Source organism: Pseudactinotalea sp. HY158, assembly GCF_009660225.1.
Lineage (GTDB): Bacteria > Actinomycetota > Actinomycetes > Actinomycetales > Beutenbergiaceae > HY158.
The window spans coordinates 738,461-762,559 of the sequence record NZ_CP045920.1 but is presented as its reverse complement, the minus strand read 5'-3'; the positions used below and the strand labels follow the sequence as shown (position 1 = coordinate 762,559).

Sequence of the window (24,099 nt, the reverse complement as noted above, 5' to 3'; positions counted from 1 at the left end):
CGATCGTGACTCCGCAACACGCCGGGCGCGCATGGCGACTGCATGCAGAAGGGCGCGCACGCCCAGCTCGACCGGAACTCCGCGGCGCCCGGCCCCTCAGCGGTCGGCGAGGGTGGCCTCGTAGAGTTCGCGCCGGCTCGCGCCCGCCTCGGCGGCCACCGCATCGACCGCCTCACGCATCCGCGCCCCGGCGGCGATCCGTTCCCGCACCCGGGCCACGAGCTCCTCGAGGCCGGGCACCGTGGGCGTCGCGCCGGCGACCACGACGGCGATCTCCCCCCGCAGTCCATCCGCGGCCCAGTCGGCGAGCTCGGCCAGGGTGCCGCGGCGGACCTCCTCGTGGGTCTTGGTCAGCTCCCGGCACACGGCCGCCCGCCGATCCGCCCCGAACGCGCGGGCGAGATCGGCCAGGCACGCGGCGATCCGGTGGGGCGATTCGAAGAACACGATCGTGCGCCGCTCGGTCGCGAGCTCGGCGAACGCGCCGCGCCGGGCGGCCGGCTTGCGCGGGGCGAATCCCTCGAAACAGAACCGGTCGGTCGGCAACCCCGAGACCGCCAGCGCGGTGAGCACGGCGCTCGGCCCGGGCACGACGCTCACGGGCACGCCGCCGGCCGCAGCCGCCTCGACGAGCCGGAACCCCGGATCCGAGATCCCCGGCATCCCGGCATCGCTCACCATGACGACCCGCTGCCCCCGGCGCGCGGCATCGACGAGGTCGGGGGTCCGCGCCTGCTCGTTGTGCTCGTGATAGGCGATCACCCGCGCGCCCGTTCGCAGCTCGAGCCGGCCGAGCAGCGCCCGCAGCCGCCGGGTGTCCTCGGCCGCGATGAGATCGGCGCCGGCGAGCGCGCGCCGCAGCCGGGGCGAGGCGTCCTCGGTGGAGCCGATCGGGGTGCCCGCGAGCAGGATCGGCGGCACTACCCCGTCCGGGAGTTCCTCCGGGTCGGCGGGATCGGTCGAGAAGGCGCTCACCCGCCCAGTCTGTCAGCCCCGCCGGCCCGCGCCGGCGACTGGCCATCGACACCACCCGCCGGTGCCTAGAATCGGGCCGTGAGCCAGCACGAGGACGACGCGACGGCGCCCGGCCCGGGCCCACGTCATGCCACCGATTCCGCGGTCCCGCCCGCGGGCGGCGACTCGGCGGTGCCCCTCGCCGAACCCGAGGCCGAACCCGAGGCCGAACCGGAGGGCGCGCCGCGTCGTCCCCACGCCTGGGCGCGAGCCACCGCCCGGCTCCGGGCGCCCGCGCCGCCCGAGGTGACCACCCGGGAGCACGTGCACGGCACGCTGCGCGACCGGCTGCTCTCCCCGATCCACGAGAATGCGTGGGCCTCGTGGGTGATCACCGCCGTGGTCACCGCCTTCGCGGCCGTGCTGCGCCTCGTCGAGCTCGGCCGGCCAGCGCGGCTGGTCTTCGACGAGACCTATTACGTCAAGCAGGCGTACTCGCTACTCACCCTCGGCTACGAGGGCCGCTGGGGCGAGGACCCGAACCTCGACTTCGCGGCCGGCGACTACTCCGATCTGGGCACCGACGCGGACTACGTGGTGCACCCGTCCGTGGGCAAGTGGATGATCGCGCTCGGCATGCGCTTCTTCGCCACGAACGACCCGGTGGGCTGGCGGATCAGCGCCGCGATCACGGGAATCCTGTCGGTGCTGCTGCTCGTGCGGATCGGGCGACGGCTCTTCGGGTCGACCGCGCTCGGGGCCGTCGCGGGGCTCTTCCTGGCCGTCGACGGGATCCACCTGGTCATGAGCCGGATCTCGATCCTCGACATCTTCCTCTCGTTCTGGGCGCTGTGCGGGTTCGGCGCCATCCTGCTCGACCGCGAGCAGTACCGCCGCCGGCTCGCCCTCGTGGCCTCCCGCGACCTCACCCGCGCGGGCGGCGACGGCCGCTACTCGGATCCGTGGGGTCCGCGGGTGGGGATGCGCTGGTGGCTCGTCGTGGCCGGGATCTGCCTCGGCCTGGCGAGCGGGGTGAAGTGGTCGGGGATCTACTTCGTGGCCGTCTTCGGCCTGCTCGTCGTGGCGTGGACGATCAGCGCGCGCCGCTCGATCGGCGTGCGGTTCTGGATCGGCGGCGGGGCGGTGCGCGACGGCGTGTCGGCGTTCTGCGCGCTCGTGCCGACGGCGGCGCTCACCTACGTGCTCACGTGGCTGCCGTGGTGGCTCAGCCCGAACTCGTATCTGCGCCACTGGGCCCGCGACGTCAACGCCGTGGCCGAGCTGCCGCAGCGCGCGTGGATGCCCGACTGGCTCAACTCGTGGTGGGAGTACCACCTGCGGATGTGGTCGTTCCACAACGGGCTCACGAGCGAGCACACGTACATGTCGAATCCGCTCGGCTGGCTCATCCAGTACCGGCCCACCTCGTTCGCGTGGCGCGACCTCGGGGCGGACCAGGGTGCCGAGCTCATCTGCGGCTCACACCGGTGCGCCTCGGCGATCCTCGCGGTCGGGAACCCGGTCGTGTGGTGGGGCGGGGTACTCGCGCTGCTCGTGGTGATCTGGGCGGCGCTGCGGCGCCGTGACTGGCGCGCGTGGGCGATCCTCGCGGGCTACCTCGCCGGCTACGTGCCGTGGCTGCTGTACATGAAGCGCACGATCTTCACGTTCTACACCGTGGCGTTCGTTCCGTACGTGGCGCTCGCGCTCACGTTCGCGCTCGCCACGCTCATCTCGAGCAGACGCATCCCGCTGCGCGAGCGACGACCGGGGATATGGATCGCCGCGTTCGTGGTCGTGGCGGCCCTCGCCGCCGGCGCGTTCTTCTGGCCGATCTGGACCAATGAGTGGATTCCGTACTGGTACTGGAACATGCACATGTTCCTACCCAGTTGGATCTAGGACGACGCCCGGCCGCCCCGCGTAGGAGGCCCCGCCGACCGCATGGGTCGGCGGGGCCTCCTCGGCGGGGTCTACCGAGCTCGGCGGGGTCTCCCGAAGGCCGGGCGCCGGCCTGGCCGGCGCCGGCCGGTCAGGCCAGGTGCGCGGGCTTGCCGAAGGCGGCCTCGGCCGGGTGGGCGCCGTAGCGCTCGTTCCGGTCGAGCTCGGTGATCACGTCGACGTCCTCGGGCTCGAGTTCGAGGCCGGTCGCGGCGAAGTTCTCGGCGATGCGCGAGGGCGTGACGGACTTGGGGATGACGACGTTCCCGATCGCGAGATGCCAGGCGAGCACGACCTGGGCCGGGGTGGCGTCGTGGGTCTCGGCGATCCGCACGAGCGCCGGATCCTCGAGCAGCCCGTGACCGCTGCCCAGCGGCGACCACGCCTCGGTGGCGATGCCGTGGGAGGAGTTCGTGGCACGCATCGTCTCCTGCTGGAGGTAGGGGTGGACCTCGATCTGATTGATGACCGGCGTGACGCCCGTCTCCACGATGATGCGCTGGAGGTGATCGGCCTCGAAGTTCGACACCCCGATCGAGCGCACGCGCCCCTCCTCGCGCAGCTTGGCGAGGGCCTTCCAGCTGTCGGAGTAGAGGTCGAACGAGGGCGCCGCCCAGTGGATGAGGTAGAGGTCGACGGTCTCGATGCCGAGCTTGTCGAGCGAGGCCTCGTAGGCGTCGAGGGCGCTGTGATAGCCCTGGTCGGCGTTCCACAGCTTGGTCGTGATGTAGACGTCGTCGCGGGCGAGGCCGGAGGTCGCCAACGCCCGGCCGACGCCGGATTCGTTGGCGTAGGCGGCCGCGGTGTCGATGTGGCGGTAGCCGACCCGCAGCGCCTCCTCCACGGCGACCTGGGCCTGGTCGTCGGGCACCTGCCACACCCCGAAGCCGAGCTGCGGGATCGCGGTGCCGTCGTTGAGTGAGACAAGGGGCACGTTGCTTGGTTGGATAGTCACTCCGACACCCTAACCACCGCGGCGCCCGCGCGGGCGCGTCCGGCCTCTCCTACCGGCCCGTGGCGATGGCGAGCAGCGCCGCTCCCCCGGCCCGCGGGGTCGTGCCCCGGCGCCAGACGGCCCGCAGCCGCCGGCGCGTGTCCAGCCCGGCGGTGGGCACCTCGACGAGCCGGCCGTCCTGCAGTTCCGCCGCGACGGCCAGCTCGCTGAGCATCGCCGGCACGGCGCCGGCGGCCACGACCACCTTGACCGCGGCGTTCGAGTCGACCGTCACCGCCGGGCCGGACACCGCCGACACGCCGGCCCGGCGCGCCGCGCCAGGGTCTCGCGGGTGCCCGATCCCTCCTCCCGGGAGGCGAGAGCCAGGGCGGCCACCTGCTCGGCCGACAGCGGGGAACGGACCCGCGCGAGCCGGTGCCCGGGGGCGACGACGAGCACGAGCCGGTCGGTGCGGACCGTGGTCCACGTGAGGTCGGAGGGCGCCCGCGGCCCCTCGATGAAGCCGAGGTCGGCGCTGCGGTCGCGCACGGCGGCCACGACCGCCGCCGAGTTGGCCACCCGCAGGTGCACGGGCTCCCCCGAGCGCTCCCGCGCCTGGGCCAACCAGGCGGGAACGAGGAACTCCGCGATCGTCTGGGAGGCCGCGACCCGCACGGGCCGGTCGGTGCGCAGCGCCTCCGCGCCGGTGAGGAGGGCGTCGGCCGCGGCGAGAACGGAGCGCGCCCAGCTCGTGACCGCCCGGCCGTGGTCGGTCAGTTCCGCCCCCCGGCTGCGCCGGTCGAGCAGTTCGAGGCCGAGGGAGTGCTCGAGCCGACGCATCCGCGCCGACGCGCTCGGTTGGCTGATCCGCCGCAACCGGGCCGCCGCCGAGATCGAGCCGTGATCGGCCACCGCGACGAGCAGCCGCAGCTCCTCCAGATCCACACCTGCCATAGCAATATCCTATGGGTATCCCTGTACTCTGTGGGTACCGGCGACCCCGGCCCCTGTGCCACGGTGGATCCATGCCCCATTCCGAGCACCCCTCGACCCCCGTCGCGGCCCCCGCGACGACGGCCGGCGATCCCGCCCCGCAGCCCACCCGGCCTTCGCAACCCGCCCAGACCCCCCAGACCTCCCGGGCGCGCTGGACCCGGCTGCTTCCGGGACTCGCGCTCGTCGTGCCGATCGCGGTCGTGGCGATGCTCATCGGCCGCGCATTCCCCGTGGTCGGCGGGCCGGTGAGCGGGGTGCTCCTCGGGGTCGTCACCGCCTCGCTCCTTCGGCCGGTGCGGCGGGCGCCGCGACTGGCCGCCGGGGTGAAGTTCGCGGGCGGGCGGGTGCTTCAGGCCGCCGTCGTGCTCCTCGGCGCCCAGGTGTCCATCCCGCAGGTGCTGCGCTCCGGCTGGCACTCCCTGCCGGTCATGCTCGGCACCCTGACCGTGTGCCTGAGCGTCGCCTGGGGCGTCGGGCGGCTCCTGCGCATCGACCGGGATCTGACGACGCTCGTGGGAGTCGGCACGGCGATCTGCGGCGCGTCGGCCATCGCCGCGGTCACCCCCGTGGTCAAGCCCGCCGCCGGCAAGGTCGCCTACGCCCTGAGCACGATCTTCCTGTTCAACATCCTCGCCGTCCTCCTCTTCCCGTGGGTGGGGCACGCCCTCGGGATGAGCCAGGAGGCCTTCGGGGTCTTCGCCGGGACGGCGGTGAACGACACCTCCTCGGTCGTCGCGGCGGCCGCCACCTACGGCCGGGAGGCCACCGACGTGGCGGTCGTGGTCAAGCTGACCCGCACGCTCATGATCATCCCGATCGTGCTCGGGCTCGCCTATCTGCAGGCGCGCCGGTCCGCCCGCATCTCCCCTGCCGACAGCACAGCCGACAACACCGCCGGCCCTGCCGGCCACGCCGACAACACTGCCGTGCCCGCCCCGCGCCGCCCGGGGCTGTTCACCCTCGTGCCGTGGTTCCTCATCGGCTTCCTCGTGCTGGCCACGGTCAACTCGATCCACCCCCTGCCGCCCACGGCCGCGGACGTCCTCATCACGGCCTCGGTCTTCCTCATCACGATGGCGCTCACGGCGATCGGTCTGTCCACCGACGTGGCCGGGCTGCGGCGCACCGGCCCGGCCCCGCTGCTGCTCGGATTCGTGCTGTGGCTGAGCGTCACCGCCACGAGCCTGCTCATCCAGGCGGCGACCACCGGCCTGACGTAGGATCCGCCGCGGTCGCGGCCCTGGGTAGGCTCGGCGCATGTCCGTTTCGGAGTTGACGCCGAGCACCCAGAACTACCTCAAGATCATCTGGGGGCTGCAGGAGTGGTCCCACGCCCCGGTCACCCCCACCGACATCGCCCAGAAGGCCGGGCTGCGGATGTCGAGCGTCTCGGACGCCGTGCGCAGGCTCGCCTCCCAGGGGTTCGTCACCCACACGCCCTACGGCGCCGTCGCCCTCACCGCCCTGGGACGGCGCCATGCCCTGACGATGGTGCGGCGCCACCGGCTCATCGAGACCTTCCTCGTCGAGATCCTGCACTATCGGTGGCACGAGGTCCACGACGAGGCCGACGCGCTCGAACACGCCGTCTCCGACGCCCTCGTCGAGCGGATCGATGCGCTCCTGGGCCATCCGGCCCGCGACCCCCACGGCGACCCGATTCCCACCGCCGCCGGCGTGATCCACCCGCCGGACGCCGTCCAGCTGAGCACGGTGCCGGCGCCCGCCACGGTCACCCTCGAGCGGATCTCCGACGAGGACCCGGCGCTGCTCGCATTCTGCGCCGACGCCGGCATCGGGGTCGGCTCGAGCCTCGGCCTGACCCCGGGACCGCCCTACTCCGACGCCGTGACCGTCTCCGTCGCGGGCCGGGAGCCGGTGAACCTGGGGGCGAGCGCCACCACGGCGCTGTGGGTCGCGCTCACCGGCCACTGAGCCGGCGCTCACCCGGCCAGGGCGCGACGACGACGGCGCGCGGCCAGGCGCCGCATGATCACCCCGTGCGAGGGGCTGAGCAGGTAGACCGCCCCGAAGGCGAGCCCCTGGGCGAGCACGACCATCGCCCCCGAGGAGGTGTCGAGGTAGTAGCTCGCATAGATCCCCGCGAGCCCGCACAGCATCGAGATGCCCGGCGCGATGAGCAGCATCCGGGAGAACGAGTCGGTCAGCAGGTAGGCGGTCGCCCCCGGCGTGATGAGCATCGCGACCACGAGCACCACCCCGACCGCCTGCAGCGCCACGACGGCGGTGAGCGCGAGCAGCCCGAGCAGCACGGCGTTGAGCAGCCGCGGACTCAGCCCGATCGCGTGCGCGTGGGTCGAGTCGAAGGCCACGAGGGTCAGGTCGCGCCGCAGGGCCAGCAGCACGATCACCACGATCGCCCCGAGGATGAGCACCTGGGCGAGGTCGGCGCGGGAGACCCCGAGCAGGTTCCCGAAGATGATGTGGAACAGGTCCACCTCGCTCGGGGTGACCGAGACGAGCACGAGCCCGCCCGCGAAGAGCGTGGTGAACACGATCCCGATGGCGGCGTCCTCCTTGAGCCGGGTGGTCCGGCGGACGGTGCCGATGAGGACCACGGCGAGCCCGCCGAAGACGACCGCCCCGATCGCGAACGGCACCCCGACGAGGTAGGCGAGCACGACCCCGGGCAGCACGGCGTGGGAGACCGCCTCCCCCATGAGCGACCAGCCGATGAGCACGAGCCAGCAGCTGAGCAGCGCGCACACCCCGGAGGCGGCGAGGGTGATGAGCAGCGCCCGCACCATGAACTCGTAGGCGAACGGGGCGGTCAGGAGGGCGAGCAGGTCAGTCACGGGCACCCCCGAGCACGTCGAGACCGAAGGCGCCCGCGAGGCGGGCGGGCGTGAGCACGCTCGCGGTCGGCCCGTGGGCGAGCACGGTGCGCAGGAGCAGGATCGCCTCGTCGGCCAGGTCGTGCAGGCCCGCGAGGTCGTGGGTGGAGACGAGCACCGTGACGCCGCCCGCCGCGAGTCGGCGCAGCTGCCCCACGAGCATGGCCTCCGAGCGCTTGTCCACCCCGCCGAAGGGTTCGTCGAGCAGCATGAGGTGGGCCCCCTGGGCGATCCCGCGGGCGACGAAGGCCCGCTTGCGCTGTCCCCCCGAGAGCCGGCCGATCTGGCGGTGGGCCAGGTCGGTGAGCTCGACGCGGTCGAGTGCCTCCGCCACGGCCTCGTGGTCGACGCGGCGGGGGCGGCGCAGCAGGCCCATCCGTCCGTACCGGCCCATCATCACCACCTCGCGCACGGAGACCGGGAAGTCCCAGTCGACCGCCTCGGTCTGCGGCACGTAGCCCACGAGCCCCGCGGACCGTGCGGCCGCCGGCGTGCGCCCGAAGATCGACACGTCGCCGGCGTCGAGGGGAACGTGCCCGAGGATCGCCTTGAAGAGCGTGGACTTGCCCGATCCGTTCATGCCGATGAGCCCGCACACGCGGCTCGCGGCCAGGGTGAGGCTCACCGCGTCGAGAGCGCGGACCGGCCCGTAGTGCACGGTCAGATCACGGACGACGAGTGCCGGGTCGGTCATCGCCCCTCCTTGTCGTCGTGGCCGGCCGTGAGCGCGCCGGCGATGACGTCGGCGTCGTGACGCAGCAGGTCCAGGTAGGTGGGCACGGGCCCGTCGGGTGGGGAGAGGGAGTCGACGTAGAGGGTCCCGCCGAAGGCGGCACCGGTGGATTCGACCACTCGCATCATCGTGCGGGGGGAGATCGTCGACTCGCAGAACACCGCGGGCACTCCGCGCTCACGCACGACGTCGATGACGCCGGCGACGGTGCGCGGGGTGGCCTCCTGCTCGGCGTTGACGGCCCAGAGGTAGCCCTCGGTCAGGTCGGCGTCGCGGGCGAGGTAGGAGAACGCCCCCTCGCACGTGACGAGCATCCGGGCCGATGACGGCAGGCCCGCGAGCCGGTCGAGCAGCCCGGTGCCCACGGCCTCGACCTCGCGCCGGTAGCGGGCCCCGGCGGCCCGGTAGTCGGCCGCGTGGGCCGGGTCGAGCTCGGCGAATGCGGCGGCGATGTTGTCCACGTAGACGCCCGCATTCACCGGGCTCATCCAGGCGTGGGGGTTCGGGGCACCGCTCTCGGGCCCGCCGGCGATGGGGAGCACGTCCACGCCGTCGGTGACCGTGACATGGGCGGTCGATCCGCTGCCGATGAACCGGGCGAACCACGCCTCGAGGCCGAGGCCGTTGTCGAGCACGAGGTCGGCCCCCTCGGCCCGCTGCAGGTCCGAGGGGGTGGGCTGGTATCCGTGGATCTCGGCTCCGACCTTGGTCAGGGACTCGACCTGGAGGTGGTCGCCGGCGACGTTTCGGGCGATGTCGGCGAGCACCGTGAATGTGGTGAGCACGAGGGGCCGGTCGTCGGCCCCGGACGCCCCGACCTTGTCTTCGCCTGGGCCGGCGCCTGGGCCGGCGTCCACCCCTGCAATTCCGGTGGACCCGGGGCCACCGGAGCATGCCGCGGCGAGCGTGAGCACCGCGAGGCTTGCGGCGATGGCTGCCCCCCGACGGCGACGGGCGGGGCCGGGCCGGCACACGACGATGGGAGAAGGCATGACCCGGATCGTAGACCCAAGTCGCCTAATCCTCAAACTACGCCTAGGCGAACATTCCGAGCGACGGTCTCCCGGGCATGCCGGGGCCCCGGCCACCGATGGTGACCGGGGCCCCGGCGGTGAGCCGTTCCGCGGTCAGCCGCGGGCGCCTCGGCGGACCAGGAGAGCCACCCCGCCCAGGATCACGAGACAGGCGATGAGCGCCGCCGGGAGCACGGAAGCCCCGGTGTCCGGCAGGTCGCCCGGCTCGTCGACCCCCGGGACGGTCGGGAGCGCATCCGCCCCGGCGTCCCGGCCTCCGCCATCGCCACCGTCACTGCCGTCACCCGCGCCGGCGGAATCGGCACCGGGATCCGCAGGATCGGCACCGGCGTCCGCATCAGACCCGGCACCAGAACCCGACGTGTCGGCGCTCGCGGCAGTACCGGCATCCGATGAATCGGCATCCGCATCCGTACCGGAGCCCGACGAGTCGGCGTCCGTACCCGAACCCGAACCCGACGAGTCGGCGTCGGCGTCCGTACCCGAACCCGACGAGTCGGCGTCGGCACCGGCGTCCGTACCCGAACCCGACGAATCGGCGTCGGCACCGGCGTCCGTGCCGGAACCGGAGGAGTCGGCCGTACCGTCGTCGCCGGACCCGCCGTCGTCGGCGGGGACCCCGCCCACGCGCAGTTCCGCGGCACCGGCGTAGTCGTTGCCGGCCTTGGAGGACGTGGCCGTCAGGCGCACGTACCGGCCCTCGGTCGCCGTGAAGGGCACGACCTGGGGCGTGCGGCTGCTGTCGAAGCTGCCGGTGGCCACGGGATCGCCCCACGTCTCGCCGTCCATCGAGACAGAGATCGTGTAGTCGTCGATCAGACCGTTCGTATTGGACTGGCGCGGCGTGTACTCGAGTGCCTCGACGTCGTACACGCCGCCCAGGTCGAGGGTGATGTGGTGCGGCAGCGGGTCCGCCCCGCCCTGCCACTTCGTGTGCCAGTAGGTGGCCGGGTCGCCATCGATCGCGGCGGTGGCCACGCCGCTGCCCGCGGGCTCACCGGCGGTCTCCTGGCTGGAGACGTCGGCGATCGAGTACTGCGTCTGCGGGATCGGGTTCGGCAGGGCGAGGCGCCCGTCCGTCACGACGATCGAGTCCGACGCCGTGCGCTCGCCCTGAACGGCCTCGAGCACCTTCTCGCCGTTCGTCACGGCCGGCGGCACCTGCCAGTAGACCGTCAGCGTGCCGCCGGCCCCCGGCACGAGGGAGTTCGTGGCCTGCCCGTCGAAGGTGAGGGCGACGTGCTTGCCCGGTTCGAAGCCGGAGATCGACACCTGGGTGCGAGCCCCCGCCGCGGCGTCGTCGTCGGTGAACGTCACCGTCGGGGTCGCGGCCGGATCCCAGGGCGAGACCGGCTCGCTCGGGTTCTCGGCGTCGGCCGCGATGCGGGCGGTGAAGGTCGCCACCGATCCGTCGGAACCGGTGATCGTTCCCGTGTACTCGCCGGCCGTGGCGTAGGCGTGCCCGGCCTCGAGGGTGTACAGGCTGCCGGCGTGGAGGGAGTCCCGGGCCTGCTCGGTCGAGAAGGTCACCTGCTGCGCCGCCGTGCCGTCGCCGAAGTCGACGGTCGCCGTGAGCGGGCCGTCGAGGCTCGAGCGGCTCACGCCGTCCTCGTCGTCCACCGTGTCGACGGCGACGCTCGCGCCGTCGGTCGTCGTGCCCGGCGCCGCGAGCAGCCCGACGTCGAAGGTGACGTCGGCCCCGGGCTTGGCCTCGAGGTCGGTGCCGACGAGCGCCGTGTCCCACACGGCCCTGTCGCCGTCGTAGAAGTTCCAGCCGCCGGCGAGCATCCGCACGCCCTGGGTCGCCATCCGCTGGGCGAACTCGGCGACGTTCCGGTCGCTCTGCTGCGACCAGCCGATCTCCGCGTGCGAGAAGGCCCGCGGGAAGGCGAGGAACTCGGCCTGGTAGCCGCCCCGGATCGTCTCGGACCACATGGGCGCCTCGTTGCCGAGGATGGCGGGGTCGTCGACGCCGCCGATCGTGGCCGCCGGGTTCCAGTCGTAGTACCGGTCGAAGTCGCAGATGCCCGAGCACGCCCACGTGAGCCCGATCGGGGTCTTCGGGTTGTACTTCATGTCGATATAGGAGTTCCCGCCGCGCGAGACGAGCACCTTGGCGCCCTCCTGGGTGACGGCCCGGGTGATGTCGGCCGTGCCGCCGACCCAGTACTGCACGCCGTCGCCGGGGTTGAGGGTGCCGGCGGCGATCTCGCTCCAGCCGATCGGCTTCTTGTCGAGGTCGTGCACGATCTGGATCGTGCGCGCGACGAATTCGTTGAATCCGTCGATGCCGTAGCGACTGGTCATCGCATGCGACTCGTCGCCGCCGATGTGCAGGTACTCACCGGGCGTGAGCGCGGCGATCTGGCCGAGCACGTGCTCGATGAACGTGAAGGAGAGTTCGGAGTCGGGGTCGAGGTAGGAGTAGCCGACGTCGCCGCTGCCGTTCGCGGGCGCCGTGGGCTCCGCGGCCGTGCCCTCGTGGGAGGAGCCGGCCGTGTTGAGCTCCGGGATCGCGTGCAGCGCGGCGTTCGTGTGGCCGGGCAGGTCGATCTCGGGCACGACCGTGATGTGCCGCTCGGCGGCATAGGTCACGATGTCGGTGTAGTCCTCCTGCGTGTAGTAGCCGGTGTGGCCGAGTTCGTCCTTGTAGGTGGCCCCGAGCTTGTTCATCGCGGTCTTGCCGGAGATCTCCGTCAGCCGGGTGTAGTCGATCGGGTCGTCGTCGGCCTTGCCCTCGTTGGTGATCTCGATCCGCCAGCCCTGGTCGTCGGCCAGGTGCAGGTGCAGGGCCGACATCTTGGCATTCGCCATCGCGTCGAGCACGTGCTTGACCTCGTCCACTGTGAGGAAGGAACGGGCCGGGTCGAGCATGATGGCGCGGTAGTCGTAGCGGGGCGAGTCGACGATGGTGACGGCCGGGGCGGCCCAGTCGGTCGCGACGGCCGTGGGCGAGTACACGAACTCGGGCAGCAGCTGGAGCAGGGTCTGGGTGCCGTTGAACACGCCGTGCGCGGAGGCGCCGGTGACGATCGCGCCGGCGGCGCTGACGTCGAGCTGGTAGGTCTCCGCGCCGCCGTCGAGCGGGTTCTCGGCGAGCGAGGCGTCCGCGAGCCCGGCGTCGGCGACGGCCTGGTCGAGGTCCCCCGTGGTCAGCACGATGTCGCTCGCGCTCGCTCCGGCCGTGCCGGTCTCGATCGGCACGTCGAAGCCGGTCGATCCGCGCAGCGAGGCGGCGAGCAGTGCCGCCTCACCGGCGAGGCCGTCCTCGGCGAGGATCCGCGTGGCGTCGGTCAGCCGGAACGGCTCGGCGTCCTCGCCGGCCCAGTCCACGTAGGCGGGCAGCGGCACGAGGCTCGCCTCGCGGGTCACGGGCGTGGGCTCGGGCCCGTCCCAGACCTCGAACTCGAAGAGGGACACGCCGTACTTCACTCCTCCGAACGGGGTGCGTTCGATCGTCTGCATGCGCACGAAGGAGACCGGCTCGGTGGTGGTGAGGCTCTGCCGGTCCACCGTGCCGCAGACCGGCTCGATCACGTCGGTGGCGTCGCTCCAGCTGCCCTCGGCCCCGGTGTCGGAGACCTGCAGCTTGTACTTCGCCGCGCAGGCGTCCTCCCAGTAGATCGTCACGTGGTCCACGACCGCGGGGGAGGCGAGCTCGACCTGGATCCAGGCGTCGTCGGAGGTGTTCCCCGACCACCGGGTCGACCGGTCCCCGTCCGTGGCCAGGTCGGTGCTCCAGCGCCCGTCGCTCACCTCGGTGCCCGAGGCGCTGACCTCCGCTCCGGCCGAGGCGAGGGCGAGATTCGTGCCCTCGTCCGCCGGTGCCGCTTGCGCGGGCGGCGCGGTGAGCGCGGGGGCCGAGAGACCGAGCGCGAGCGCCAGGACTCCCAGGCCGGCTCCCCACGTCTGCGGGCGCCATGACTGTCGTAACTTCATTGTTCATCCTTCGGATCGCACAGCGAATGCTCGCTCATGGTAGCCGAAGGTGCGCGAAGTTGTTAGTCCCTGTTCAACATGCGTCAGATTCCATCATTCGCGGTGATCACAGGTCGAGGGACAGGCCGGCGGCAAGCTCGGCGGTGTCGCTCAGGCCGGCGGCGCGCTGCTCGCCCCGGCTCGGCGCGATGCGCACCCGGCCCGCGTGCTCGAGCACGTCGATGGGCGTTCGATAGACCCCGGAGAGCAGCTCCGGCGTGCACACCTCCCGCACGGGTCCCGCGGCGTGCACGCGACCGCGATCCATGAGCACGAGGTGATCGCCGTAGGAGGCCGCCGCGTCCAGATCATGCACGACGATCCCCACGGCCGCCCCGCGCGCGGCGATCCCGCGGGCGAGCCGCAGGGTCGACTCGGCGTGGGCGATGTCCATGGCGGCGGTCGGCTCGTCGAGCAGGAGCACGCTGGCCTCGTGCACGGGCATCGCCTGGGCGAGCACCCGGGCGAACGCGGCCCGCTGCCGCTCCCCGCCGGAGAGGGTGGTGATCTCCCGATCGGCGAACTCGGTCAGCTCGGTCAGGTGGAGCACCCGGGAGACGATCGCGTCGTCGTCCCCGGGCGTGGTGTTCCACGGGGTCCGTCCCATCGCCACGACCTCGCGCACCGTGAACGGGAAGGCGACGGTCGAGTCCTGGGCCATGACGGCCCGCAGCTGCGCGGCGCGGCGCACCGGGATCCGCGCGAGTTCCTCCCCGCCGAGGGTGACGCTGCCGCGGTCGGGCGCGAGGTACCCGGCCGCCACCGACAGCAGGGTCGACTTGCCGGCCCCGTTCGGCCCGATGAGGGCCGTGACGAGCCCGGGCGCGAAGGCGACCGAGACGTCGTCCAGAATCCGTGCGCCCCCGATCGAGACGCTCACGCCGGCGAGGGCGAGGGCGGCCATCAGGCGCGCACCCCCTGCCCGCGCAGGGTCCGCCGCAGCAGCACCAGGAACAGCGGGCCGCCGACCACGGCCGTGAAGATCCCGATCGGCAGGTCCCCGAAGGGGATGATCGTGCGCGCCACGATGTCGGCGAGGCTGAGCAGCACCGCTCCCCCGAGCGCCGAGAGCGGCACGAGGTAGCGGTGCGAGGGCCCCACGAGCAGCCGGAGCGCATGCGGAACGATGAGCCCGACGAAGGCGATGACCCCGGAGAACGCGACCGCGACCCCCGTGAGGAGGCACACGAGCAGGATCGCGATGACGCGCAGTCGCTCGACCGGCACCCCGCTCGTGGCGGCCGAGGTGTCCCCGAGGGCGAGCACGTCGAGGTTCCCGCGCACGAGCAGGCAGCCGGCGAACGCAACCGCGAACACGCCCCCGGTGATCGCCACGCTGCTCCAGCGCGCGTCCGAGAGGGTGCCGAGCTGCCAGAAGATGACCTGCTCGCGGGAGGAGGTGTCGCCGAGGAAGATGAGGAAGCTCGTGGCCGCGGTCGCGATCGCGTTGATGGCGATGCCCGTGAGCACGAGGGTGAGCACGGCCGCCTTGCCGCCGGTGCGGGCCAGTGCCCAGACCGCGAGCGTGACCACGAGCGCGCCGAGGAACGCCGCGATCGGCAGCGCCGCGGGGGTGACGGCGGTGAGGCCGAAGACGATGACGACCGCCGCCCCGACCGAGGCGCCCGAGCTCACCCCGACGATGCTCGGCTCGGCGAGCGGGTTCGCGAACACGCCCTGCATCACGGCGCCCGCGACCGCGAGGCAGGCGCCGACGATCATCGCCAGCAGCGCGCGGGGGAAGCGGATGGCCCACAGGGCGGCGTCGAGGCGCGACTCGCTCGGGGAGGCCGCGCCGGTGAGCACGCGCACGAGGGAATCGACCACCTCGCCGGGGGTCGTGTCGAACTGCCCGATCGTGGCCGAGGCCACGAGGGTGGCGAGGAGTCCGACCGTGAGCACCGAGCCGACGATCGCGGCGCGCAGGCCGCGCCGGTTCGCCCGCAGGCTGCCGGCGCCGCGGGCTGGACCGGGCCGCGCGGGCTCCCGGGCGGCGAGGGTCTCGGGCGCGTCCGGCGCGGTGATCACGAGGCGTCGCCGCCGGTGTAGATCGCCTCGGCGAGCGCCACGAGGTTCTCCGGGGTGCGGGGGCCGTAGGCGAGGAGCTGACTGTCCGCGGCGGTGACGACGCGCTCGTTCATCCCGGCGGTGGTCGCGGCCATCCCGGGCCGGTCGAGGAAGCCGTCGATCCCGCCGCTCGATTCGACGCCGTCGTCCATGGCGAGCACGATCTCGGGATCGAGGCTCACGAGGGACTCCGCGTTCGCGGGCCGCAGGTTGTCGATGCCGTTCTCCCCGGCGACGTCCGCGAGCCCGAGCGCCCCGAGGATGTCGGCGGCGCCGTACTCGGCGCCGAGGATGAAGAACACCCCGGCGGTGCCGCGCACGTAGAGCACCAATCCGCGAGGTGGCCGCGGGGTGCCCGCGGCGAGCTCCTCGACCCGCTCGAGCGCGACCGTGAGCCGGTCCTGGGTGTCCTCCGCCAACGTGGTCGCCTCCACCGCCATCCCGACGGCCGCACCGACCGCCTCGATGGTCGTCGCGATTCCCTCGAACGTGGGGATCTGCTCGAATCGCACGACCGTGACCCCGCCGGCCTCGAGCTGGCTGTAGGCGGCGGCGGTTCCGATCGTCGTGTTGGTGAGGATGAGGTCGGGCTCGAGTCCGAGGATCGCCTCGACGTTGAGGTCGTGGCCGCCGCGGGTGACCACGGGCAGGTCCGCGAGCGAGGCCTGCAGGTCCGAGTTGGCGCGCCCCACGAGGGAGTCCCCCAGCCCGAGCCCGATGACCGTGTCGGTGAGCGTGCCGTACAGGTCGAGGCTGAGCAGGCGGTCGGCCTTCTCGATCGTGACCTGTTCCCCCGCCGCATCCGTGATGGTCACGGGCAGGCTCGGCCTCGCCCGCGTCACGACCGGCTCCATGTCCGGCACATCGGCCGCGTGGGCGGGCCCGGTGAGGTCGAGCGCATTGACGACGGCGCCCGGCTCTCCCGCGTCCTCGCCCTCGGTCGCGGCTCCGGTCGGGGTCGCCGCGGTGGCCCCCGTGGTCGCCGTCGCGGCGGGGTCGCCCCCGGTTGCGGGGGCGGAGCAGCCCGCCGCGAGCATGGCCAGGGCGGCGATCGTCGCGGCGGCGATCCTGGACCGCTTCACGGGCGACTCCTTGCTGTGGTGGTCGATCGGTCGATCTGTCGTTGTGAAGGACCGGGTGCCCCCGGGGATCGCCCCGGGAGCACCCGATCGTTCGGTCAGCGGCGCAGCGCTGAACCGCGGCGCGTGGTCCGCGCCCGGGCGAGCAGCAGGACCGCCCCGGCGAGGGTGAGTCCCGCGACGAGGGCGATGAGATCGTCCGCGCCCCCGAGGCCGGTGTGGGCGAGCCCGTCGCCGGTGTAGGTGGTGCCGTCGGCGTTCACGCGGTTGCCGTCCTGGTCGTAGCAGACCTCCTCGGTCGTGTCGGCGGTGGCCCCGCTGACGGAGAGCGTGAGGGAGTCGAGGGATTCACCGGCGGAGTAGAAGCCGGCGAACGCCTTCGCCCCGGCGGCGGTCAGGGTGGCGGATGCCGTGCCGCCCTGGCCGGAGACCGACGAGAACGACAGGTCGGCGAAGGTCACGCCGCGGGCGGACAGGTCGTTGCCCTCCATGTCCTGGGAGGCGATGTCGGCGACGAGCACGCCGGAGCGGGCGCCGGTCACCTTGACCCGCACGTTCGAGACGGTCGTGGTGAGCACGCCGTCGTGGCCGGAGAAGTGGACGGATCCGGGGAAGGTGACGGTGCCGGCGCCGGAGGCGTCGAGGCTGCCCGATCCCGCGCCCCAGGTGAAGCCGCCGCCGCCGCGGGCCGCCCCGCCGGCGGTGGAGATCGATCCCTTCGCGATGCCGCCCTCGATGTAGCTCGCGAACGAGGACTTGACGCCCCAGGTCAGGCGCGGGGTGCCCGCCGAGCCCTGGACGGTCTCGACGGTGCAGGTGACGACCGTGCCGTCGTCCTTCTGCTTCTCGAGCTTGCCGGTCACGACCGGGGCCGTGTTCTCGAGGGCCGGGCCCTCGTTCTCCTCGGCCTCCGGCTCCTGACCGTCCGGCTGCTCGGGCGTGGTGCCCGGCTGCTCCGGCGTGCCACCCTCGCCCGGACCGGCCGGGAAGAGTGCCTCGAGCTGGTCGTCGGACAGGGTGATCGGCGCGGTGTCGATGAGGGTCGCCTCGGTCAGGCTCCCGTGCGCGGACCAGGTGAGCAGCTCGAAGTCGCCGCCCTCGGGCAGCTCCCCCGCGGGCACGGACAATTCGGTCGCCCATGCCCCATCCCGCACCTGCTGCGGCATGATCCAGGTGAGCGCCAGCGCACTCGTCGAGGCGTTGATGTCCTCGTAGCTCTGCGTCGCCGCGTCGCGGATCGCGGCGTAGAAGCCCATCGCGGGCTTGGCCGACCCGTCGGCGCCCTCGGCATCCGGCAGGTCGACATAGCCGCTGCCCGAGACTGCCACGGTCAGCCCGTCCGTCGCCGAGGCCGCGGTCACCGCCACGGTCGTCTCGGGAGCGTCGGTCCCGTCCGTGCCGCCCTCGCCGGATCCATCTCCGGGCCCCTCGCCCGCATCACCGGGGAAGAGTGCCTCGAGCTGGTCGTCGGACAGGGTGATCGGCGCGGTGTCGATGAGGGTCGCCTCGGTCAGGTTCCCGTGCGCGGACCAGGTGAGCAGCTCGAAGTCGCCGGCCTCGGGCAGTTCCCCCGCGGGCACGGACAGTTCGGTCGCCCATGCCCCGCCGCGCACCTGCTGCGGCATGATCCAGGTGAGCGCCAGCGCACTCGTCGAGGCGTTGATGTCCTCGTAGCTCTGCGTCGCCGCGTCGCGGATCGCGGCGTAGAAGCCCATCGCGGGCTTGGCCGACCCGTCGGCGCCCTCGGCGTCCGGCAGGTCGACATAGCCGCTGCCCGAGACCGCCACGGTCAGCCCGTCCGTCGCCGAGGCCGCGGTCACGGCCACGGTCGTCTCGGGAGCGTCGGTTCCGTCCGTGCCGCCCTCGCCGGATCCATCGCCGGGCCCCTCGCCCGCATCACCGGGGAAGAGTGCCTCGAGCTGGTCGTCGGACAGGGTGATCGGCGCGCGGGCGAGCTCGGTGTCCTCGGTGAGGAAGCCGTGCGCGACCCAGGAGACGACCTCGTAGTCCGATTCGCGGTCGAGCTGGTCGGCACCGGCGACCAGGCTCGTGGACCAGGCGCCGTCGCTCACCGCTGTCGGCCGCACGTACTGCAGCGCGGTCGCGAGATCCTGGTCGGCGTTGAGTTCCGCATCGCTGATCGAGGTGTCGACGAGGGCGAGATAGAAGCCCGCCGCGGGCGTCCCCAAGCTCGACTCCGGCAGGTCGGCGAACCCGGTTCCAGAGGCGCTCAACTCGAGCCCGTCCTGCGCGCTCGCCCCGGTCACCTCGACCTCCATCTCACCCGCGAACTCCGCGGCGACGGCTGGGATCTCCCGACCCCCGTCATCAGCCTCATCGGCCATCGCCGGTGTCGCTGCGATGACGCCGACGGCGGCGAGGGCGAGCGTGGAGAGGGCACTCGCGGAGCGCCGCCACGGCCGAGACGGACTCGTTCTCAACATGGGTTCCTCGTTCTTGATCGATCGCGATGCGTCTGCCTCGCCCGGGTCACCGGCATCCACGCCGGAGCGCGAGTAAGGCTAGCCTTCCCTCGCTTTATATCGCAACACGCACCTTGCATATTGATCTGACAGGCTGTCGGATCCCCGTGACGCCGGCGCGATCGGCTCGGCGGCGGCGATTGCGGCCGTCGCCGACCAGCATCGGCGGCGCCGCCGCGTGACCGACCTCACGCCCCGGCCGACCGCACGTCTCAAATACGTGACTCACAACTGTCGTTATTCGACGCACCGTGCCATAGTGTGCTGACGCACTGTCGTGACAATGCGTCAGCACGGCCGGCCCCGCCTGCCACCCACACACCGCCGTCGATCGAGGAACGCCGTCGCCATGACCACCACGCCCCTGTCGGAACTGCTGCGCACCGCCACCCGGGAACAGCACGAGCACGCCGAGACCCGCACGTTCGTCACCGACCTCATGTCGGGCCGACTCGGGCGCCCCGCCTATATCGACCTCGCGGTCCAGCACGAGGCGATCTACACGGCACTCGAGCAGCTGGGCGAGCGACTCTCGAACGATCCGATCACCGCCGCCTTCCTGCTGCCCGAGCTCATCCGGCTGCCGAGCATCGAGGCGGACCTCGTGGCCATGGTGGGCGCGGACTGGCGCGAGCACACGAGCCTCGTTCCGGCCACGGAGGTGTATGTCGATCGCCTCGCCGCGATCTCGACCCCGGCCCAGTACGTGGCGCACGCCTACACGCGCTACCTCGGCGACCTCTCCGGCGGCCAGGCGATCAGCGCGATGCTGCGCCGCCACTACGGCATCCCGCCCGAGGAGCTGACCTTCTACTCCTTCACCGCCATCCCGAAGGTCAAGCCGTTCAAGGACTCCTACCGCGCGCTGCTCGACGCGGCCGCCTTCACCGACGCCCAGCGAGCCGAGGCCGTGGCCGAGGCGAAGATCGCGTTCGACCTCAATGCCGCCCTCTTCGTCGATCTCGGGGCCCGGAACGAGAGCCTGGAGGTCGCAATCTGACACGGGTCGGCGGGCCATACCCGCCACCATTTCGGCCGCGCCGGAGAATTCCTCCGGCGCGGCCGCTTCATATACAGCCGTCTCACTTCACCAGGCCGATCGACTGCTAGCATCGGGATGATTTCTGGTGCCATGGACGGCAGGGGCGAAAACGCACTCACGGGAAGAGGGCGTATCGCGGGTTCCACTGCCGCTTATTGTCGCCGGGCGATCACTGATCGAACATTCCGTCCTTCCATCAGTTGGAGTTGAGATGAAGCAGTCCACCCGTTCACGCAAGTTCAAGGCGATCCTCGCCGGCGGCGCCGTGCTGGGCGTCGGCGCGGCCGTCACCCTGGCCGCCTGGAGCGACGATCAGGCGGCGACCGGCACCTTCACGACCGGCACGTTCGCGCTCCAGAGCAGCACCGACGGCACGAACTGGGCGAACAACGGCCAGAGCGCGCCGGCCACGCTCGCGTTCGATGCGGGCACCCTGGCACCGAGCGACACCGTGGCCGCCCCGTTCGGGCTCCAGGTGACCGGCGACTATTCGGCGGACGTGACGATGTCCACGAGCGGCACGGCACTCACCGGCCTGACGTACGACCTGTACGAGGTCGGCGATGCGGCCGAATGCACGACCGGGGTCGCCGGCGACCCAGTCCTGACCGACTCCAACCTCGACACCGGCACCTACAACACCACCCTCGACGCGGGCACACCCGCGTTCCTGTGCTTCGTCGTGACGGCCTCGGCCGACCTGGCGCAGGGCGCCTCGGCGTCCACGACCTGGACCTTCGACGCGGAGTCCAAGTAGTCGTATTCGAACGGGTGGGGTCTCGACCCCGGTCGAGACCCCACCGGTGGAAGCGGATAGATGAGACCACGCCATTCCTCGCCGCCCCCGACCCTGCGTGACCGCGCCGGCGGATTGCTGCTCAACCTCGCGGCAATCGCCGGGGCGGTCATCGCCGTGCTCGCCATTGCCGGAATCTCCCTGAATATCAGTATCGTGCTCTTTCGCACGGGATCGATGGGGCCATCGATCCCCGCCGGTGCCGTGGCGCTCGTGCGCGAGGTCCCCGCCGCCGGGATCGAGATGGGCGACGTGGTGACCGTGGAACGCGAGGCCGGGCAGCTGCCCGTCACCCACCGCGTGATCGAGGTCCTCGGCACCGACGCGGCCACGGGCGAGACGCGCTTTCGGATGCAGGGCGACGCGAATGCCGAGCCCGACACCCGGGTCTACGACGCGATCGAGGTGCGCCGCGTGCTCGGCTCGGTTCCGGGCGGAGCCCGGATCGTCGCCGCCCTCGGGAACCCGCTGGTGCTCGGCCCGATCACGCTGGCGGCCGCACTCCTCGTGCTCTGGGCCTTCTGGCCGCGGGAGGACACACCTCCCGCACCCGCCGGCGATGCTGCGAGCGACCGAGACGGCGGGCACAGTGGGCACGGCGGGAGCGGTGGGCACAGCGGGCACGGTGGGAGCGGTGGGCGCGGTGGGCACGGCGGGCGCGGCGCGAGCGTGACCGCGGTCGTCGCCCTCGCCGCCCTGCTGCACCTCGGCCCGGGGGCGACCGTGGCCCGTGCCGCGCCGACCCCACCGGCCCCGACGACCCCGACGGCCCCGGCGGCTCCACCGGCTCCGGTGAGCCCGGCGACCACGCAGCTGATCGAAGGCGAGTACCTGCGTCTTCGAACGGTCGAGGCGCCCGGGATGCGCTCCCTCACCCCGGGGGAGAGTGCCGCATGGATCGTGGGCGTGTGGGCCGAGGCCCCCGACGGACACGGCGGCCGGATCGACGTGGACGTGCGCGCCTCGGGCGTCGCGGATCGGGGGCGGTTCTCGGCGCGGATCACGAGCTGCGATATTCCCTGGCGCGGCGCCGCCTGCCCCGGCGAGGAGCAGGTACTCCTCGCCGGGGCGGACGTCGTCGACCTCACGGGGCGGGACCTCCTCGGCTTCGACTCGACCGAGGAGCGCTGGCTCCGCATCGACGTGACCCTCGACCCCCGCGCGCCCCAGGACGGCTCGGTCGACCTGACCGTGCGCGCCCGCGGCTTCGGCGAGGAGATCTCGGACGACGGGGCTCACCTCCCGGCCACGGGTGCCGGTCCCGCATGGCCCGCCCTCGCGGCGGGGCTGCTCGCACTCACGGCGGGCGCCGCCCTCATTCGCAGGAGGACGACCCGATGACGCGCCGAACCGGCCGGGACCGGTCCAGTTCCCGGGGGACCGGATCACAGCGGTCCCGTTCCCACGTGGCCGCGGCCGCCTGCGCCGCCGCAGCGCTCACGCTCACGGTCGGCCTCGGCGCCTCGGGCACGGACGCGGCCTGGCGGGCGAGCGAACGAGCCGAGGCCACGTTCACGGCGGCTTCCCTCAACACGGTGAATGATCTGGAATGCAAAAGTGGAGGTCTGTTCGGGCTGGGAAATCGGCAAGTGAAACTCAGTTGGTCACCGCCGGATGACGCACCCGCCGGCGCCAAGTTGACCTATCTCGTGACGTGGACGCGGCCGGGAGGCGAATCTCGCGCGGCGGTGGTGGACTCCACGGAGTACACCCTCAGCCCGGAGAACATCACCCTCGGCCTGACACTCACAGCGAGCGTGTCGGTTCAGCTCGGTCCGTGGACCAGTGCAGCAGTCACTGAGAACCTCCTCGCCGTCAACGTACTCGTCGGTCTCGTTCTCACCTGCATGGGCCCGCCAGCCTGAGATCGACGGCCGGGGACGATCGACGCCGCCGCCGCCGTGTCAAAGCACTGTCGCCTGCTCGGTAGGCTGAGCAGCGTCCTGCGTGTCCGCAACAACGAGGTGACCGATGGTCCAGCGCCAGTTCCCGAAGCCCGCCGAGATCTTCGAGCTCATGCAGTTCAAGAAGCCCGAGCTCGACGGCAGGAGGCGCCGCCTGGACGCGGCCCTGACGATCGAGGACCTGCGGGCGATCGCCAAGCGCCGCACCCCCGCGGCCGCCTTCGACTACACCGACGGCGCGGCCGAGGGGGAACTCTCCCTCGCCCGGGCCCGGCAGGCATTCAAGGACATCGAGTTCCACCCGGCCGTCCTCAACGACGTCTCCCGCCTCGACACGACCGCCTCCGTCCTCGGCGGCACGTCGACGCTGCCGTTCGGGATCGCCCCCACGGGATTCACCCGGCTCATGCAGACCGAGGGCGAGATCGCCGGTGCCGGGGCGGCGGGCGCGGCGGGCATCCCGTTCACCCTCTCGACCCTGGGCACCACCTCGATCGAGGCCGTCAAGGCCGCCAACCCCCACGGGCGGAACTGGTTCCAGCTCTACGTCATGCGCGAGCGGGAGATCTCCTACGAACTCGTGCGCCGGGCCGCGGCGAGCGAGTTCGACACCCTCTTCTTCACCGTCGACACCCCGGTGGCCGGTGCGCGCCTGCGGGACGCGCGGAACGGGTTCTCGATCCCGCCGCAGCTGAGCCTGGGAACCGTGGTCAACGCGATTCCCCGCCCGTGGTGGTGGTTCGACTTCCTCACGACCCCGAAGCTGGAGTTCGCCTCGCTGTCGGCCACCGGGGGCACGGTCGGGGAGCTGCTCGACTCGGCGATGGACCCGAGCATCGACTTCGACGACCTCGCGGTCATCCGCGACCTGTGGCCCGGCAAGATCGCGATCAAGGGCGTGCAGACCCTCGCCGACGCGAAGAAGCTCGCCGACCTCGGGGTCGACGGGATCGTGCTGTCCAACCACGGCGGCCGCCAGCTCGACCGCGCCCCGATCCCGTTCCACCTGCTGCCCGAGGTCGCGCGGGAGGTCGGCGACGACGTCGACATCGTGCTCGACACCGGGATCATGAACGGCGCGGACATCGTGGCCTCGATCGCCCTGGGCGCGAAGTTCACCCTCATCGGACGCGCCTACCTGTACGGGCTCATGGCCGGGGGCCGCGAGGGTGTCGACCGCGCGATCGAGATCCTCGCCGACCAGGTCGTGCGCACGATGAAGCTGCTGCAGGTCACGTGCACGGACGAACTCGAGTCGAGCCACGTGACCCAGCTCCAGCGGCTCCTCCCGCGCGGCTGAGAC

At 72.3% G+C, this 24,099-nt stretch carries 18 protein-coding genes and 1 pseudogene; 8 read left to right on the top strand and 11 right to left on the bottom strand.

Translation table 11 applies throughout. The features are described 5' to 3' along the window. Window positions 1–96: 96 nt before the first annotated feature. Window positions 97–921 (bottom strand): 16S rRNA (cytidine(1402)-2'-O)-methyltransferase, encoded by an 825-nt coding sequence (rsmI, locus tag GCE65_RS03305; RefSeq protein ID WP_228760177.1) that lies wholly within the window; start codon window positions 919–921, stop codon window positions 97–99. 132 nt (window positions 922–1,053) lie between these two features. Between rsmI and GCE65_RS03300 the strand changes: the two genes are divergently transcribed. Then, complete coding sequence (locus GCE65_RS03300; protein WP_228760091.1) at window positions 1,054–2,856, top strand: dolichyl-phosphate-mannose--protein mannosyltransferase; 1,803 nt, start codon at window positions 1,054–1,056, stop codon at window positions 2,854–2,856. Window positions 2,857–2,986: 130 nt separating this feature from the next. Here the strand turns inward: GCE65_RS03300 and GCE65_RS03295 are convergent, their stop codons facing one another. Further along, complete coding sequence (locus GCE65_RS03295) at window positions 2,987–3,850, bottom strand: aldo/keto reductase (protein WP_228760090.1); 864 nt, start codon at window positions 3,848–3,850, stop codon at window positions 2,987–2,989. A gap of 49 nt (window positions 3,851–3,899) precedes the next feature. Then, window positions 3,900–4,783 (bottom strand): annotated as a pseudogene (locus tag GCE65_RS03290) (LysR family transcriptional regulator). 71 nt (window positions 4,784–4,854) lie between these two features. Here GCE65_RS03290 and GCE65_RS03285 point away from each other — a divergent pair. Together GCE65_RS03285 and GCE65_RS03280 are read left to right on the top strand one after the other, a co-directional pair. After that, entirely contained in the window at window positions 4,855–6,045 is a 1,191-nt protein-coding gene (locus tag GCE65_RS03285; protein WP_153877372.1) for a YeiH family protein, read from the top strand. A 37-nt stretch (window positions 6,046–6,082) separates the two neighbouring features. After that, the gene (locus GCE65_RS03280) at window positions 6,083–6,760 is read left to right on the top strand and encodes a metal-dependent transcriptional regulator (RefSeq protein WP_153877371.1); all 678 of its coding nucleotides are present in this window, start codon (window positions 6,083–6,085) and stop codon (window positions 6,758–6,760) included. Between the two features lie 8 nt (window positions 6,761–6,768). On the opposite strand, the gene GCE65_RS03275 is transcribed toward GCE65_RS03280, so the two are convergent. The 8 genes from GCE65_RS03275 to GCE65_RS03240 form a co-directional block, all read right to left on the bottom strand. Further along, entirely contained in the window at window positions 6,769–7,593 is an 825-nt protein-coding gene (locus tag GCE65_RS03275) for a metal ABC transporter permease (RefSeq protein ID WP_152817696.1), read from the bottom strand. A 40-nt stretch (window positions 7,594–7,633) separates the two neighbouring features. Next, window positions 7,634–8,374 carry a metal ABC transporter ATP-binding protein gene (locus GCE65_RS03270; RefSeq protein WP_153877370.1) on the bottom strand — a complete coding sequence of 247 codons (741 nt, stop codon included), beginning with the start codon at window positions 8,372–8,374 and terminating at the stop codon, window positions 7,634–7,636. Beyond that, complete coding sequence (locus GCE65_RS03265) at window positions 8,371–9,405, bottom strand: metal ABC transporter substrate-binding protein (protein WP_153877369.1); 1,035 nt, start codon at window positions 9,403–9,405, stop codon at window positions 8,371–8,373. The genes GCE65_RS03270 and GCE65_RS03265 overlap by 4 nt, the downstream gene beginning before the upstream one ends. A gap of 135 nt (window positions 9,406–9,540) precedes the next feature. Beyond that, window positions 9,541–13,386: a family 20 glycosylhydrolase gene (locus GCE65_RS03260; protein WP_153877368.1), complete on the bottom strand. Its 3,846-nt coding sequence runs from the start codon at window positions 13,384–13,386 to the stop codon at window positions 9,541–9,543. A 106-nt stretch (window positions 13,387–13,492) separates the two neighbouring features. Further along, a complete protein-coding gene (locus GCE65_RS03255) occupies window positions 13,493–14,329 on the bottom strand; it encodes a heme ABC transporter ATP-binding protein (RefSeq protein WP_194928811.1) in 837 nt (278 codons plus the stop codon). Then, window positions 14,329–15,453 (bottom strand): iron ABC transporter permease, encoded by a 1,125-nt coding sequence (locus tag GCE65_RS03250; RefSeq protein ID WP_228760089.1) that lies wholly within the window; start codon window positions 15,451–15,453, stop codon window positions 14,329–14,331. The genes GCE65_RS03255 and GCE65_RS03250 overlap by 1 nt, the downstream gene beginning before the upstream one ends. Then, window positions 15,450–16,574, bottom strand: a complete 1,125-nt coding sequence (locus GCE65_RS03245; protein ID WP_153877367.1) for a hemin ABC transporter substrate-binding protein — start codon at window positions 16,572–16,574, stop codon at window positions 15,450–15,452. Before GCE65_RS03245 ends, GCE65_RS03250 begins: the two co-directional genes overlap by 4 nt. 95 nt (window positions 16,575–16,669) lie before the next feature. Continuing rightward, window positions 16,670–19,015, bottom strand: a complete 2,346-nt coding sequence (locus GCE65_RS03240; RefSeq protein WP_153877366.1) for an HtaA domain-containing protein — start codon at window positions 19,013–19,015, stop codon at window positions 16,670–16,672. A 388-nt stretch (window positions 19,016–19,403) separates the two neighbouring features. Between GCE65_RS03240 and GCE65_RS03235 the strand changes: the two genes are divergently transcribed. The 5 genes from GCE65_RS03235 (at window position 19,404) to GCE65_RS03215 (ending at window position 24,096) form a co-directional block, all read left to right on the top strand. Next, the gene (locus tag GCE65_RS03235) at window positions 19,404–20,054 is read left to right on the top strand and encodes a heme oxygenase (biliverdin-producing) (RefSeq protein ID WP_152817458.1); all 651 of its coding nucleotides are present in this window, start codon (window positions 19,404–19,406) and stop codon (window positions 20,052–20,054) included. 253 nt (window positions 20,055–20,307) lie between these two features. Beyond that, entirely contained in the window at window positions 20,308–20,853 is a 546-nt protein-coding gene (locus GCE65_RS03230) for a SipW-dependent-type signal peptide-containing protein (RefSeq protein WP_153877365.1), read from the top strand. Window positions 20,854–20,913: 60 nt separating this feature from the next. Then, the gene (locus GCE65_RS16480) at window positions 20,914–22,233 is read left to right on the top strand and encodes a signal peptidase I (protein ID WP_153877364.1); all 1,320 of its coding nucleotides are present in this window, start codon (window positions 20,914–20,916) and stop codon (window positions 22,231–22,233) included. A 65-nt stretch (window positions 22,234–22,298) separates the two neighbouring features. Further along, on the top strand, window positions 22,299–22,757 hold the full coding sequence (locus GCE65_RS03220; protein WP_153877363.1) for a hypothetical protein: 459 nt from the start codon (window positions 22,299–22,301) through the stop codon (window positions 22,755–22,757). Between the two features lie 106 nt (window positions 22,758–22,863). Next, a complete protein-coding gene (locus tag GCE65_RS03215) occupies window positions 22,864–24,096 on the top strand; it encodes an alpha-hydroxy acid oxidase (protein ID WP_153877362.1) in 1,233 nt (410 codons plus the stop codon). Window positions 24,097–24,099 lie beyond the last annotated feature (3 nt).